The 15,236-nt window shown below is 69.7% G+C and carries 11 protein-coding genes and 1 tRNA gene; 11 read left to right on the top strand and 1 reads right to left on the bottom strand.

All coding sequences use genetic code 11. The features are described 5' to 3' along the window. Positions 1 to 221: 221 nt before the first annotated feature. The 10 genes from dnaA (at position 222) to ACF1AL_RS32615 (ending at position 13,981) form a co-directional block, all read left to right on the top strand. Complete coding sequence (dnaA, locus tag ACF1AL_RS32660; RefSeq protein WP_391702217.1) at positions 222 to 2,399, top strand: chromosomal replication initiator protein DnaA; 2,178 nt, start codon at positions 222 to 224, stop codon at positions 2,397 to 2,399. A gap of 1,118 nt (positions 2,400 to 3,517) precedes the next feature. Then, positions 3,518 to 4,648 carry a DNA polymerase III subunit beta gene (gene dnaN, locus ACF1AL_RS32655; RefSeq protein ID WP_391658757.1) on the top strand — a complete coding sequence of 377 codons (1,131 nt, stop codon included), beginning with the start codon at positions 3,518 to 3,520 and terminating at the stop codon, positions 4,646 to 4,648. A 209-nt stretch (positions 4,649 to 4,857) separates the two neighbouring features. Beyond that, a complete protein-coding gene (gene gnd / locus ACF1AL_RS32650) occupies positions 4,858 to 5,733 on the top strand; it encodes a phosphogluconate dehydrogenase (NAD(+)-dependent, decarboxylating) (RefSeq protein WP_391828396.1) in 876 nt (291 codons plus the stop codon). A 63-nt stretch (positions 5,734 to 5,796) separates the two neighbouring features. Then, positions 5,797 to 6,918 (top strand): DNA replication/repair protein RecF, encoded by a 1,122-nt coding sequence (gene recF / locus ACF1AL_RS32645; protein ID WP_366835202.1) that lies wholly within the window; start codon positions 5,797 to 5,799, stop codon positions 6,916 to 6,918. 60 nt (positions 6,919 to 6,978) lie between these two features. Beyond that, on the top strand, positions 6,979 to 7,584 hold the full coding sequence (locus tag ACF1AL_RS32640) for a DUF721 domain-containing protein (protein ID WP_384201320.1): 606 nt from the start codon (positions 6,979 to 6,981) through the stop codon (positions 7,582 to 7,584). Positions 7,585 to 8,094: 510 nt separating this feature from the next. Then, positions 8,095 to 10,179 carry a DNA topoisomerase (ATP-hydrolyzing) subunit B gene (gene gyrB / locus ACF1AL_RS32635; RefSeq protein WP_391702211.1) on the top strand — a complete coding sequence of 695 codons (2,085 nt, stop codon included), beginning with the start codon at positions 8,095 to 8,097 and terminating at the stop codon, positions 10,177 to 10,179. Positions 10,180 to 10,221: 42 nt separating this feature from the next. Next, a complete protein-coding gene (gene gyrA / locus ACF1AL_RS32630; RefSeq protein ID WP_366835205.1) occupies positions 10,222 to 12,816 on the top strand; it encodes a DNA gyrase subunit A in 2,595 nt (864 codons plus the stop codon). Positions 12,817 to 12,834: 18 nt separating this feature from the next. Beyond that, positions 12,835 to 13,536, top strand: a complete 702-nt coding sequence (locus tag ACF1AL_RS32625; RefSeq protein WP_366835206.1) for a DUF3566 domain-containing protein — start codon at positions 12,835 to 12,837, stop codon at positions 13,534 to 13,536. Positions 13,537 to 13,625: 89 nt separating this feature from the next. After that, positions 13,626 to 13,699 (top strand) — tRNA-Ile (locus tag ACF1AL_RS32620). Between the two features lie 66 nt (positions 13,700 to 13,765). Next, complete coding sequence (locus tag ACF1AL_RS32615) at positions 13,766 to 13,981, top strand: hypothetical protein (protein WP_391828394.1); 216 nt, start codon at positions 13,766 to 13,768, stop codon at positions 13,979 to 13,981. Between the two features lie 302 nt (positions 13,982 to 14,283). Here the strand turns inward: ACF1AL_RS32615 and ACF1AL_RS32610 are convergent, their stop codons facing one another. Then, the gene (locus tag ACF1AL_RS32610; RefSeq protein WP_386415442.1) at positions 14,284 to 14,673 is read right to left on the bottom strand and encodes a DUF6344 domain-containing protein; all 390 of its coding nucleotides are present in this window, start codon (positions 14,671 to 14,673) and stop codon (positions 14,284 to 14,286) included. 317 nt (positions 14,674 to 14,990) lie between these two features. Between ACF1AL_RS32610 and ACF1AL_RS32605 the strand changes: the two genes are divergently transcribed. Next, positions 14,991 to 15,119, top strand: a complete 129-nt coding sequence (locus tag ACF1AL_RS32605; RefSeq protein ID WP_003999697.1) for a DLW-39 family protein — start codon at positions 14,991 to 14,993, stop codon at positions 15,117 to 15,119. The last annotated feature ends 117 nt before the right edge of the window (positions 15,120 to 15,236 follow it).

The raw sequence follows: 15,236 nt of genomic DNA, 5'->3' as shown, positions 1-15,236 counted from the left end.
GCGTTACGCCCGAGTGCACCGCTTTCCGATCACCGGTTCACCCCCGCGGGAAGCGGAGACGTGATCTGTGCCCATCGGAGGCAGGCGGCAGCAGCCATCGACAACTCGACCTGGTTACGGTACGCGGGACTACGCCATCCGGTCAAACCGACGGTCACCGGGAGACACTTGTCCACAGCCTGGGGACAACAACTTGAACCGTACCCGCCGCGCTGACTACCGTGGCTGGACTCCGATTCGTTCCCTTGTCCCCCCAACCACCCGATTCACATCCCGACCCGTCCCCGAACCACACGTTCGAGGGACACTGTGAGAGAGCGTGCCCTGTGGCTGACGTACCTGCCGATCTTGCCGCAGTGTGGCCACGAGTACTGGAGCAGCTCCTCGGTGAGGGCCGCGGCCAAGGGGTCGAGGCGAAGGACGAGCACTGGATCCGGCGCACCCAGCCGCTCGCGCTGGTCGCCGACACGGCCCTCCTCGCCGTGCCGAACGAGTTCGCGAAGAACGTCCTCGAGGGCCGCCTCGCGCCGATCGTCAGCGACACCCTGAGCCGCGAGTGCGGTCGGCCGATCCGGATCGCGATCACCGTCGACGATTCCGCGGGCGAGCCGCCCGCCCCCGCCGCTGCACCCCCGGCGCCGCCGCAGCCGCGCTACGAGGAACCGCGCTACGAGGAGCCGGAGCTGCCCGCCGCCCCGCAGTACGACCAGTACGAGGGATACGGCCGGCACCGCGGCGAGCCCGGCGACCAGCTGCCCACCGCCCGGCCCGCCTACCCGTCGGAGTACCAGCGCCCGGAGCCCGGCGCCTGGCCGCGCTCCGGCCAGGACGACTACGGCTGGCAGCAGCAGCGCCTCGGCTTCCCCGAGCGCGACCTCTACGGCAACACCGGCGGCGCGAAGGACCCCTATGCCTCCGCCGGCCCGGCTCAGGATCCGTACGCCTCGCCGTCCTCCGCGGACTACCGCCCCCCGGCGGGCGAGCGGCCGTCGTACGACCACCCGCGCGGGGACTACGAGACGTCCCGCGGCGAGTACGAGCCGTCACGCGGGGAGTACGACCCACGCGACTCCCGTGATTCCCGTGACAGTCGCGACCCCCGCGACCACCGAGACACGCGCGACCTCCGCGACCAGCGGGATCCGCGCGACCTGCGGGACGGCCACCACCGTGACACGCGCGACACCCGGGACTACGAGCGCCGCGACTACGACCAGCGCGACGGCGCCCGCCGTGAGCTGCCCGAGCCGTCGGCCGGTTCCGGGCAGGTGCACCGCGGCGGCCCCGTCGGCCCGAACCTGCCCACCACCGGCGCGCCCGGCCCGCTGGCCGCGCAGCCCGCGCCGGCCTCCGGGCCCGGGGAGCCGACCGCGCGGCTGAACCCGAAGTACCTCTTCGACACGTTCGTCATCGGCGCGTCCAACCGGTTCGCGCACGCGGCCGCGGTGGCCGTCGCGGAGGCGCCGGCGAAGGCGTACAACCCGCTGTTCATCTACGGCGAGTCCGGGCTCGGCAAGACGCACCTGCTGCACGCCATCGGGCACTACGCGCGCAGCCTGTACCCCGGCACGCGCGTGCGGTACGTGAGCTCGGAGGAGTTCACCAACGAGTTCATCAACTCCATCCGCGACGGCAAGGGCGACAGCTTCCGCAAGCGGTACCGGGAGATGGACATCCTGCTCGTCGACGACATCCAGTTCCTGGCGGACAAGGAGTCGACGCAGGAGGAGTTCTTCCACACCTTCAACACGCTGCACAACGCCAACAAGCAGATCGTGCTGTCCTCCGACCGGCCGCCGAAGCAGCTGGTCACGCTGGAGGACCGGCTGCGGAACCGTTTCGAGTGGGGGCTGATCACCGACGTCCAGCCGCCCGAGCTGGAGACGCGGATCGCGATCCTGCGCAAGAAGGCGGTGCAGGAGCAGCTGAACGCGCCGCCGGAGGTGCTGGAGTTCATCGCCTCGCGGATCTCGCGCAACATCCGCGAGCTGGAGGGCGCGCTGATCCGGGTGACGGCGTTCGCGTCGCTCAACCGGCAGCCGGTGGACCTGGGCCTCACCGAGATCGTCCTGAAGGACCTGATCCCGGGCGGCGAGGACTCCGCGCCGGAGATCACGTCCACGGCGATCATGAGCGCGACGGCGGACTACTTCGGGCTCACGGTCGAGGACCTGTGCGGCACCTCGCGCGGCCGCGCGCTGGTGACCGCCCGGCAGATCGCCATGTACCTGTGCCGGGAGCTGACGGATCTGTCGCTGCCCAAGATCGGTGCGCTGTTCGGCGGCCGGGACCACACGACGGTGATGCACGCGGACCGCAAGATCCGCAATCTGATGGCCGAGCGGCGCTCCATCTACAACCAGGTCACCGAGCTGACCAACCGCATCAAGAACGGCTGACACCGCCGCAGCGGCCCCCGAGGGCGCCTCCGGACTGTCCGGGGGCGCCTTCGCCGTATCGGGGCACGCGGCCACTCGCCGGCCTCAGGGCCGCCACGCGCGTCGCCACGCGCGCCACGCCCGTCCCCGCAGCGGCGCCACAGCGGCGCCACAGCCGTCCCCGGGCCCCTTCGGGCACCGCCCGCAGACTGCCTCAGCCGCCTCAGCCGACCCCGGAGCCGCCCGAGAGCCCCCTCACAGGCCACGCCAGAGCCGTCCGAGGGCCTCGCGAAGGCCCCTCAGCCGTCCCCAGGCCCCCGGAGCCGCCGGCCCGGCCGTCGCACATCTGTCATCTCTTGTTCGAATCGATGCCGGGTTACGGCTTCTCTCCACAGATTCGGCGACTTTTTCGTGTCCACACGCTGGGGACTGCGAAGTTGTCCAGATCGTGTCCACAGGGGAGCCTGGGGGAAAGCCATCACAGCAGCTCAGGTGGCTGTGGATCCGTGGACGAAGAAGATCCACAGGGTGTGGACAACTCGGCGGTCCACACCCTGTGCAAAGAGTTGTCCACGGGCAACCCACAGGCTGGGGCCGGTTGTCCCCAGCGAGGAGCGGCTTCTCCACATGTCTGTCCACTGTTCGGCAAGCCGACGCGCCCCCTCACCGCGTCGAGTGAAAGCCGTCACATGAAGCTGCCGGATTGGGCTGTGGGAAACGTGGGTAAAACTGGGGACGCTGCTGGGGAGAACTCGCCCCGGCCTGTGCACGGGGTGTGCAGAACTTTCCGTTCTCCACAGGAACCGTGAGTTGTCCACCGTCTCCGCCCACAGGGCCCGTGGACAAAATCTGCGCTCTGAGCTGGGCAAACGAGGTTATCCACGGTATCCACAGGCCCTACTACTACCGACGACTAGAGAGAGCCCGGAATTCGTTTCGAAGCGGGGCCTGTGCACAACTCGCTGTCGGTTGACCGGCCGCCCCTCGTCACGACTTGACCCCGACAGGCACCTACTGTCAGTGCGGTGCGTCAGACTGGTCCACGGTGTCCTTCCCCTCCCCGGGGCCGGTGACACCGAGACAGACGACGAAGGCGAAGCAGGGCGACAAGCGCCGGCAACAGCAGGAGGCGGCTTACCGTGAAGATCCGGGTGGAACGCGACGTACTCGCGGAGGCAGTGGCCTGGGCGGCCCGCAGCCTCCCGGCCCGTCCGCCGGCGCCTGTCCTCGCCGGCCTGCTGCTGAAGGCCGAGGACGGCCAGCTGAGCCTGTCCAGCTTCGACTACGAGGTTTCCGCCCGGGTGAGCGTCGAGGCCGAGGTCGAGGAGGAGGGCACGGTCCTGGTCTCCGGCCGCCTGCTCGCCGACATCTCCCGCGCGCTCCCCAACCGCCCCGTCGAGATTTCCACAGACGGTGTACGGGCGACCGTGGTCTGTGGGTCGTCCCGGTTCACCCTGCACACACTGCCTGTGGAGGAGTACCCGTCGCTGCCGCAGATGCCGAACGCGACCGGCACGGTCCCCGGCGAGGTCTTCGCGGCCGCCGTCTCGCAGGTGGCCATCGCCGCCGGCCGGGACGACACACTGCCCGTCCTCACCGGTGTGCGCATCGAGATCGAGGGCGACACGGTGACGCTGGCCTCCACCGACCGCTACCGCTTCGCGGTCCGCGAGTTCCTGTGGAAGCCGGAGAACCCGGACGTCTCCGCGGTCGCCCTGGTGCCCGCCAAGACCCTCCAGGACACCGCCAAGGCGCTGACCAGCGGCGACAGCGTGATCCTGGCGCTGTCGGGCTCCGGCGCCGGTGAGGGCCTGATCGGTTTCGAGGGCGCCGGCCGCCGCACCACGACCCGGCTGCTCGAGGGCGACCTGCCCAAGTACCGCACGCTGTTCCCGACCGAGTTCAACTCCGTCGCCGTGATCGAGACCGCCCCGTTCGTCGAGGCCGTCAAGCGTGTGGCGCTGGTCGCCGAGCGCAACACCCCGGTGCGGCTGAGCTTCGAGCAGGGCGTGCTGATCCTGGAGGCCGGTTCCAGCGACGACGCACAGGCTGTGGAAAGGGTGGACGCGCAGCTCGAGGGCGACGACATCTCCATCGCCTTCAACCCGACCTTCCTGCTGGACGGTCTGAGCGCGATCGACTCCCCGGTGGCGCAGCTGTCGTTCACCACGTCCACCAAGCCCGCGCTGCTGAGCGGCAAGCCGGCCGTGGACGCGGAGGCGGACGAGGCGTACAAGTACCTGATCATGCCGGTGCGCCTGAGCGGCTGAGGCCCGTCGGCGAGCTCCGTCGGCAGGCGCCGGTGGTCCACAGCCTGTGGACCACCGGACGCCGAAGTCCCCAGGTGGGGACCACGTTTGAGCGCGTATGCCCACAGCTGTGCGGGACCGTCCGGGTTTAGGCTCGGACAGGGGTACGAGGGTGCCCCGGGGTGCACAGGCGCCTCGCACGCCACACAGCGACCTAAGGAACACAACTGATGGAGCTCGGTCTCGTCGGCCTCGGCAAGATGGGCGGCAACATGCGCGAGCGGATCCGCCGCGCGGGCCACACCGTCATCGGATACGACCGCAACGCCGACGTCGCGGATGTCCACAGCCTGGAAGAGCTTGTGGGCAAGCTGTCTGGTCCGCGCGTGGTCTGGGTGATGGTCCCGGCCGGCGAGCCCACCCAGTCGACCATCGACGCGCTCGCCGAGCTGCTGGAGCCCGGTGACGTGGTCGTGGACGGCGGCAACTCCCGCTGGACGGACGACGAGAAGCACGCCGCGCAGCTGGCCGCCAAGGGCATCGGCTTCGTCGACTGCGGTGTCTCCGGCGGCGTCTGGGGCCTGGAGAACGGCTACGCCCTGATGTACGGCGGCGACGCCGAGCACGTCGCGATGGTGCAGCCGGTCTTCGACGCGCTCAAGCCGGAGGGCGACTTCGGTTCCGTGCACGCCGGCAAGGTCGGCGCGGGCCACTTCGCGAAGATGGTCCACAACGGCATCGAGTACGCGATGATGCAGGCCTACGCCGAGGGCTGGGAGCTGCTGGAGAAGGTCGACTCCGTGGAGAACGTGCGCGAGGTCTTCCGCTCCTGGCAGGAGGGCACCGTGATCCGCTCCTGGCTGCTGGACCTGGCGGTGAACGCCCTCGACGACGACGAGCACCTCGAAGGCCTGCGCGGTTACGCACAGGACTCCGGTGAGGGACGCTGGACGGTGGAGGCCGCCATCGACAACGCGGTGCCGCTGCCGGCGATCACCGCCTCGCTGTTCGCGCGGTTCGCCTCCCGTCAGGAGGACTCGCCGCAGATGAAGATGATCGCGGCGCTGCGCAACCAGTTCGGCGGCCACGCGGTCGAGAAGAAGTAGCGCGCGCAGCACAAGCAAGCGCACCAGGCACTACCCGAAGGTTGGGGAGGTCGGCGAACGACCATGCACGTCACGCATCTGTCGCTGGCCGACTTCCGCTCCTACGCCCGGGCCGAGGTCCCGCTGGAGGCCGGCGTCACCGCGTTCGTCGGCCCCAACGGGCAGGGCAAGACCAACCTGGTGGAGGCCGTCGGCTATCTCGCGACCCTGGGCAGTCACCGGGTCGCCTCCGACGCGCCGCTGGTGCGGATGGGCGCCGAGCGGGCGGTGATCCGGGCGCAGGTGCGGCAGGGCGAGCGGCAGCAGCTGGTCGAGCTGGAGCTGAACCCGGGCCGGGCCAACCGCGCCCGCATCAACCGTTCCTCGCAGGTCAGGCCGCGGGACGTGCTCGGCATCGTGCGGACCGTGCTGTTCGCGCCGGAGGACCTGGCCCTGGTCAAGGGTGATCCGGGGGAGCGGCGGCGGTTCCTGGACGAGCTGATCACCGCGCGCTCCCCGCGCATGGCCGGTGTGCGCTCGGACTACGAGCGCGTGCTGAAGCAGCGCAACACCCTGCTCAAGACGGCCGCGCTGGCCCGCCGGCACGGCGGGCGCTCCATGGACCTGTCCACGCTCGACGTGTGGGACCAGCATCTGGCGCGTGCGGGTGCCGAACTGCTCGCGCAGCGCCTGGATCTGATCGGCGCCCTGCAGCCGCTGGCCGACAAGGCGTACGAGCAGCTGGCGCCGGGCGGGGGCCCGCTCGCCCTGGAGTACAAGCCGTCCTCGCCAGGCGAGGCACACGCGCGTGAGGACCTCTACGCGCAGCTCATGGCGGCGCTCGCGGAGGTGCGCAAGCAGGAGATCGAGCGGGGGGTGACCCTGGTCGGCCCGCACCGCGACGACCTGCTGCTCAAGCTGGGCCAGCTGCCCGCCAAGGGGTACGCCTCGCACGGCGAGTCCTGGTCGTACGCGCTGGCGCTGCGCCTGGCCTCCTACGATCTGCTGCGCGCCGAGGGCAACGAGCCGGTGCTGGTCCTCGACGACGTCTTCGCCGAGCTGGACGCCCGCCGCCGGGAGCGGCTGGCGGAGCTGGTGGCTCCGGGTGAGCAGGTGCTGGTGACGGCGGCGGTCGACGACGACGTTCCGCACGTCCTCAGCGGCGCGCGGTACGCGGTGGCGGACGGCGAGGTGACCCGCGTATGAGGCGCGGGGACGGCGAAGTGACGCACGGATGAGGTACGGCAAGGGCGAGGTGACCCGCGGATGAGCGGCGAACGGCGAGGTGACCCGCGGACGGCCGGTGCGGCGCAGGGCCCTGCGCAGCCCGGACCGGACGACGCCGGGCGTGCGGCCGGCGCGAAGGCGCCCGAGCCCTCCGGTGTCGATCTCGCGCGCGTGGCGCTGAGGGCGGCGAAGGAGGCGGCACGCGCGCGGGGCGACGCGGCGCAGCAGAAGAAGCAGGCGCGCCGCGGTGGCGGTCTGCGGTCCGGTGCGCGCGCGGACGGCCGTGACCCGATGGCGCTGGGCGCGGCGATCAACCGGCTGATCACCGAGCGGGGCTGGGAGACGCCGGCCGCGGTGGGCGGGGTGATGGGCCGCTGGCCGCAGATCGTCGGCGAGGACGTGGCCAAGCACTGTGTGCCGGAGCGCTACGACGAGGACGAGCGCGTGCTGGTGGTGCGCTGCGACTCCACGGCCTGGGCGACCAACCTCAGGCTGCTCGCGCCGACGCTGGTGGCGCGGCTCAACGAGGACCTGGGCCATGGCTCGGTCCGCATGATCAAGGTGCTCGGCCCGGGCACCCCGGTCCGCCGGTACGGCCCGCTGCGCGCCCCGGGCAGCACGGGTCCGGGCGACACCTACGGCTGAGCAGGGCGCAGGCCCTTGATCGCGTCCCGGACGGGTAGGGCCGCAGCCCCTTGATCGTGTCCCGGGTGAGGGACGTCACATCTTTGGTACCCCCGCGCGCGGGTGCGTCCGCGCGCGGGGGCGGTGCCGCGTGCCCCCGGGTACGGAACGCACGCGCGTGTGCACGGCAAGACACACAAAATCACCGCATAAACGTACGAAACGCCACCTGACTCGCGAGTAGGGAAGGGTTGACAGCCCGAGGCGCTGAGTGCCGCTGTGAGCCTCTTGAAGCCCCCATCCGTATATCGGGAGTCGGTGGAGGCCGGTTCAGGGCGCCACATCGGGACTCAGGTACCGGCAAACCCCCATCGATGTCAGTGCTACCGGTAGACTGGAAGCCAATCCCGCCCCAATCGTGGGGACCGTCCGGGAAACGCTGAGCAACGCTGATCAAGGCTGACCAACGCACCATGCCGCAGCCGCTCCGGCAACCGCCCCCCACCGGGGGCATTCCCAGGAGCCTGGCTTGTGCTGTGCCAGAAAGGGCGCTTCGTGGCCGATTCCGGCAACCCCAACGAGAACATCCCGTCCACCGACGCCGGCGCGGACAACGCGGCGAGCACCTCGAGCGGTGAGGTCACGGCCTCGTACGACGCCAGCGCCATCACCGTCCTCGAGGGTCTGGACGCGGTCCGCAAGCGACCCGGCATGTACATCGGCTCGACCGGCGAGCGCGGACTGCACCACCTCGTGTACGAGGTCGTCGACAACTCCGTCGACGAGGCGCTGGCCGGCCACGCCGACACCATCGACGTGACGATCCTCGCCGACGGCGGCGTGCGCGTCGTCGACAACGGCCGCGGCATCCCGGTGGGCATCGTGCCCTCCGAGGGCAAGCCGGCCGTCGAGGTCGTGCTGACGGTGCTGCACGCGGGCGGCAAGTTCGGCGGCGGCGGTTACGCGGTCTCCGGTGGTCTGCACGGTGTGGGCGTCTCCGTGGTGAACGCCCTGTCCAGCAAGGTGTCCGTCGAGGTCAGGACCGACGGGTACCGCTGGACGCAGGACTACAAGATGGGTGTCCCGACGGCGCCGCTGGCCCAGCACGAGGCGACGCAGGAGACCGGCACCTCGGTCACCTTCTGGGCGGACCCGGACATCTTCGAGACCACGGAGTACTCCTTCGAGACGCTCTCGCGGCGTTTCCAGGAGATGGCGTTCCTCAACAAGGGCCTGACGATCCGCCTCACCGACGAGCGCGAGTCGGCCAAGGCGACCTCCGGCGCGGACGAGGCGGGCGCGGACGAGACGGCCGAGGCCAAGACCGTCACGTACCACTACGAGGGCGGCATCGTCGACTTCGTGAAGTACCTCAACTCCCGCAAGGGCGAGGTGGTCCACCCCACGGTCATCGACCTGGAGGCCGAGGACAAGGACAAGAGCCTGTCCCTCGAGGTCGCGATGCAGTGGAACAGCGGCTACAGCGAGGGCGTGTACTCCTTCGCGAACATCATCCACACCCACGAGGGCGGCACCCACGAAGAGGGCTTCCGCGCCGCGCTGACGTCCCTGATCAACAAGTACGCGCGCGACAAGAAGCTGCTGCGCGACAAGGACGACAACCTCACCGGTGACGACATCCGCGAGGGTCTGACCGCGATCATCTCGGTCAAGCTGAGCGAGCCGCAGTTCGAGGGCCAGACGAAGACCAAGCTGGGCAACACGGAGGCCAAGACCTTCGTGCAGAAGGCGGTCTACGAGCACCTCAACGACTGGCTGGACCGCAACCCGAACGAGGCCGCGGACATCGTCCGCAAGGGCATCCAGGCCGCCACCGCGCGCGTGGCCGCGCGCAAGGCGCGTGACCTGACCCGCCGCAAGGGCCTGCTGGAGACGGCTTCCCTGCCGGGCAAGCTCTCCGACTGCCAGTCCAACGACCCCACCAAGTGCGAGATCTTCATCGTCGAGGGTGACTCCGCCGGCGGTTCGGCCAAGTCCGGCCGCAACCCGGAGTACCAGGCGATCCTCCCGATCCGCGGCAAGATCCTCAACGTCGAGAAGGCGCGCATCGACAAGATCCTGCAGAACCAGGAGATCCAGGCGCTGATCTCCGCGTTCGGCACGGGTGTGCACGAGGACTTCGACATCGAGAAGCTCCGCTATCACAAGATCATCCTGATGGCGGACGCCGACGTCGACGGCCAGCACATCAACACCCTGCTGCTGACCTTCCTGTTCCGCTTCATGCGGCCGCTGGTCGAGGCCGGGCACGTGTTCCTCTCCCGTCCCCCGCTGTACAAGATCAAGTGGGGCAAGGACGACGTCGAGTACGCCTACTCCGACCGCGAGCGCGACGCGCTGCTGGAGCTGGGCCGCCAGCGCGGCAAGCGCGTGCGCGAGGACTCGATCCAGCGCTTCAAGGGTCTCGGCGAGATGAACGCCGAGGAACTGCGCGTGACCACGATGGACCAGGAGCACCGGGTCCTCGGCCAGGTCACCCTGGACGACGCCGCCCAGGCCGACGAGCTGTTCTCGGTCCTGATGGGCGAGGACGTCGAGGCGCGCCGGCAGTTCATCCAGCGCAACGCCAAGGACGTCCGCTTCCTCGACATCTGAGTCGGTCTCAGCTGACCGCACCAGGAAGGATCCTCACCAGCAATGGCCGACGAGAACACCCCCGTCACCCCTGAAGGCGACGGCGTCATCGCCCAGCGTGTCGAGCCCGTCGGGCTCGAGACGGAGATGCAGCGCTCCTACCTCGACTACGCGATGTCCGTCATCGTCTCGCGTGCGCTGCCCGACGTCCGGGACGGCCTCAAGCCCGTCCACCGCCGCGTGCTGTACGCCATGTACGACGGCGGCTACCGCCCCGAGCGCGGCTTCTACAAGTGCGCCCGCGTCGTCGGCGACGTCATGGGCAACTACCACCCGCACGGCGACTCCTCCATCTACGACGCGCTGGTCCGCCTCGCGCAGCCGTGGGCGATGCGGATGCCGCTGGTGGACTCCAACGGCAACTTCGGCTCCCCGGGCAACGACCCGGCGGCGGCGATGCGCTACACCGAGTGCAAGATGGCGCCGCTGTCGATGGAGATGGTCCGTGACATCGACGAGGAGACCGTCGACTTCACGGACAACTACGACGGCCGCTCCCAGGAGCCGACCGTCCTGCCGGCCCGCTTCCCGAACCTGCTGATCAACGGCTCCGCCGGTATCGCGGTCGGCATGGCGACCAACATCCCGCCGCACAACCTGCGCGAGGTCGCCGCCGGCGCCCAGTGGTACCTGGAGAACCCCGAGGCCGGTCACGAGGAGCTGCTGGACGCGCTCATCGAGCGGATCAAGGGCCCCGACTTCCCGACCGGCGCGCTCGTCGTCGGCCGCAAGGGCATCGAGGAGGCCTACCGCACCGGCCGCGGCTCGATCACCATGCGCGCGGTGGTCGAGGTCGAGGAGATCCAGAACCGCCAGTGCCTGGTGGTCACCGAGCTGCCCTACCAGGTCAACCCGGACAACCTCGCGCAGAAGATCGCCGACCTGGTGAAGGACGGCAAGATCGGCGGCATCGCCGACGTCCGCGACGAGACGTCCTCGCGCACCGGCCAGCGCCTGGTCATCGTGCTCAAGCGGGACGCGGTCGCCAAGGTCGTGCTGAACAACCTGTACAAGCACACCGACCTGCAGACGAACTTCGGCGCCAACATGCTGGCGCTGGTCGACGGCGTGCCGCGCACCCTGTCCCTGGACGCGTTCATCCGTCACTGGGTGACGCACCAGATCGAGGTCATCGTCCGCCGTACGCGCTTCCGGCTGCGCAAGGCGGAGGAGCGGGCGCACATCCTGCGCGGTCTGCTCAAGGCCCTCGACGCGATCGACGAGGTCATCGCGCTGATCCGGCGCAGCGACACCGTCGACGTCGCCCGCCACGGCCTGATGGACCTCCTGGAGATCGACGAGATCCAGGCGAACGCCATCCTCGAGATGCAGCTGCGCCGCCTCGCGGCCCTGGAGCGGCAGAAGATCGTCCAGGAGCACGACGAGCTCCAGGCGAAGATCAACGAGTACAACGAGATCCTCGCCTCGCCGGTCCGCCAGCGCGGCATCGTCAGCGAGGAGCTCGCCGCGATCGTCGAGAAGTACGGCGACGACCGCAAGACGAAGCTGATCCCCTACGAGGGCGACATGTCCATCGAGGACCTGATCGCCGAAGAGGACATCGTCGTCACGGTCACCCGCGGCGGCTACATCAAGCGGACCAAGACCGACGACTACCGGGCGCAGAGGCGCGGCGGCAAGGGCGTGCGCGGCACGAAGCTGAAGGAAGACGACATCGTCGACCACTTCTTCGTCTCCACCACGCACCACTGGCTGCTGTTCTTCACCAACAAGGGCCGCGTCTACCGCATCAAGGCCTACGAGCTGCCCGAGGCCGGCCGGGACGCGCGCGGCCAGCACGTGGCGAACCTGCTGGCCTTCCAGCCGGACGAGGCGATCGCCGAGATCCTCGCCATCCGCGACTACGAGGCGGCGCCGTACCTGGTGCTGGCCACCAAGTCCGGCCTGGTGAAGAAGACCTCGCTGAAGGACTACGACTCGCCGCGCTCCGGCGGTGTCATCGCCATCAACCTGCGCGAGCGCGAGGAGGGCGGCGACGACGAGCTGATCGGCGCCGAGCTGGTCTCCGCCGACGACGACCTGCTGCTGATCAGCAAGAAGGCGCAGTCGATCAGGTTCACCGCCTCGGACGACACGCTGCGCCCGATGGGCCGTGCCACGTCGGGTGTGAAGGGCATGAGTTTCCGCGAGGGCGACGAACTGCTCTCGATGAATGTCGTGCGACCCGGTACGTTCGTGTTCACTGCCACTGACGGTGGGTACGCGAAGCGGACCCGCGTCGACGAGTACCGCGTCCAGGGCCGCGGCGGCCTCGGCATCAAGGCCGCCAAGATCGTGGAGGACCGCGGTGAGCTGGTCGGCGCACTGGTGGTCGAGGAGACCGACGAGATCCTCGCCATCACCCTCTCCGGCGGTGTGATTCGTACGCGAGTCAACGAGGTCAGGGAGACGGGCCGTGACACCATGGGCGTCCAACTGATCAACCTGGGCAAGCGCGATGCCGTGGTCGGCATCGCACGGAACGCCGAGGCGGGGCGTGAGGCGGAGGAGGTCGACGGCGACGTGGCCGTCGACGAGACCGACGAGACCCCCGCGACCAGCGGAACGGACGAGGGTGAGGCGCCCTCGGCCGAGTAGCACGAGGAGTGAGGCAGCGTGAGCGGAGCCACGGGCGCCGGACCGACCGGTACCAGTACGGGAACGGACGGCGGCGGCCGTGGCTCCGCCGCGCATGCCGCACAGGGCTCACATCCGAGTGACCCGCAGACCACGAACCTCCAGGCGATCAAGTCGCCCGCCCAGGGCGCGCCCTCTTCCGACAGCCAGGGATCCCAGGGGGGAACCGTGACGGACGCCCGGGGCCAGCAGGCCTCGCCGCTGCCCGACGAGCGCCAGGCACAGCAGGCCGCCGGGCCCTACCACCCGCCGCAGGCCTACGACGCCGGCGCCGTACGCCGGCCGCGCACGGGAGCGAGGACGACGCCGCGGGTGCGCAAGGCGCGGCTGCGGGTGGCCAAGGCCGACCCGTGGTCGGTGATGAAGGTCAGCTTCCTGCTCTCCATCGCGCTCGGCATCTGCACGATCGTGGCGGCGGCGGTGCTGTGGATGGTGATGGACGCGATGGGCGTCTTCTCCACCGTCGGCGGCACGATCTCCGAGGCGACCGGCTCCAACGAGTCGAACGGCTTCGACCTGCAGGCCTTCCTGTCGCTCCCCCATGTGCTGATGTTCGCGACGATCATCGCGGTCATCGACGTCGTCCTCGCGACGGCGCTGGCGACGCTGGGCGCGTTCATCTACAACCTGTCCGCCGGCTTCGTCGGCGGTGTCGAGCTGACGCTCGCCGAGGACGAGTGAGCCGCTCCCCGAGTACCGATTTTGGGACTGCGCCCCAGGTGCGCTAATCTTCAGGAGTCAGCGCGCGGGACACACCGCGAAAGCGCGGCGGGGCTATAGCTCAGTTGGTTAGAGCGCATCCCTGATAAGGATGAGGCCACAGGTTCAAATCCTGTTAGCCCCACAGAACGAAGACCCCCGGTCCGGGTAGGATCGGGGGTCTTCGGCGTTGTGGATGTGTGGGGGACACATGGTCGAGGTCGGCGTGCTCTTCGGGGTGCTCTTCGCCGTCGTGGTGATGCTGGTCGCCGTGCTGCTGCGGCGGCGCAACAGGAACACGGAGAACGCGGACGGGCTGCGCATCGAGCAGGCCCGCCGGGTGCAGGCCCGCGACGACCGGGTGTCGTTCAACGCGATCACACTGCACGGCCAGGCGCCGAACATGACCGACCAGTACCGGCGCTGAACGTCCCGCTCCTGACGCCGGGCCGTCCGCCGAGCTGAGCGATGCCCCGGTGGTCCGGGACGGCAGACATGGCGAGGCCCCGGTTGCCTGGGGATGCTGCACACGGCGAGACCCCTGGTTGCCCGGGGAGGCCGCACACGGCAAGACCCCGGATGCCCGGGGAGGCAGACACGGCGAGGCCCGGCTGGTCGGGGCGGCAGACACGGCGAGGCCCGGCTGCTCGGGGAGCGGCCGGGCCGGTGTCGCGCGTGCGGTGGTACGCGAATCGCCGTCACGTCAACGTGCTGGTGGGTGCGGCGCTGTCAGCGTTGCAGCGGGATGGTGGGCCGCTGCTGGGCGGGGATCGAGGGTCGTTCCGCGGCGGCCGCGCTGTCGCAGGAGGAGTGTTCGGCCGAGGCTTCGTCGTCGAGCGGGCGGTGCCGGCAGCTGGGGGACTTGCCGTGGGCCTCGGCGCGGATGCGCTGCTTCATCGTGGGCGGCAGGGAGCGGGCGTGCAGCCAGGACCAGGGAGACAGAGGCGGTGTCGCCGCTTCGGGTGCGGCGGTCGCGTCGTCGCTGCTGCTGTTGCGCGGAGCCTCGTTCTGCGGTACCGCCGCGGCGGCGGTCGTGGTGACGAGTCCGAGCGCCGTGAACAGCGCGAGGAAGGCGGTCACGATGACCGTCCACAGCTGCTTGACCTGGTTCCTGGCCATGATCCCCTCACATTCGGGTTGGGCGATTTGCGTACTTTCCTCATGATGTGTATGGGGACCGCGAAGTGGTGGACCGACGCCCGTGGCGCGTCGATGTTCCGATGAACACCACTCGGATGGACGTATGGGCACCTCGACGGCCCGCACAGGGCCCCGCGGGGCCGTCCGGAAGGGTCCCGGAAGGGTCCGCGGCCGTGCCGATCACCGCGTTCCGCGAGGCCAGTTGGTGCCCCGACGCAGGTCACCGATCGGTATCGGCCGGTGTGTATAGTCGGGCGCCAGAGGTCCCTTACGTCAACGAAAGACGAGGTCGCGCGGTGAAGAAGCTTCTCCTGGTCGCACTGGCCGCCATCGGCGGGCTCCTCGTGTACCGCCAGATCCAGGCGGATCGCGCTGAGCAGGACCTGTGGACGGAGGCGACCGACTCCGTGCCCACGGGTTCCTGACCACCCGACACCGAATTCCAGCAGACCCCGGCCGCCCGAGCGGTCGGGGTTTTGTGCTGTGTGGCGGTCCTGCCGGTTGTGCGGTAAAGGGGTGCGGCAGGGGCTGCCGGGGCAGGA

Source organism: Streptomyces sp. NPDC014801, from assembly GCF_043082085.1.
Taxonomy (GTDB): domain Bacteria; phylum Actinomycetota; class Actinomycetes; order Streptomycetales; family Streptomycetaceae; genus Streptomyces.
The sequence above is the reverse complement of the archived record's forward strand: the minus strand, read 5'-3'. Positions and strand labels throughout refer to the sequence as shown.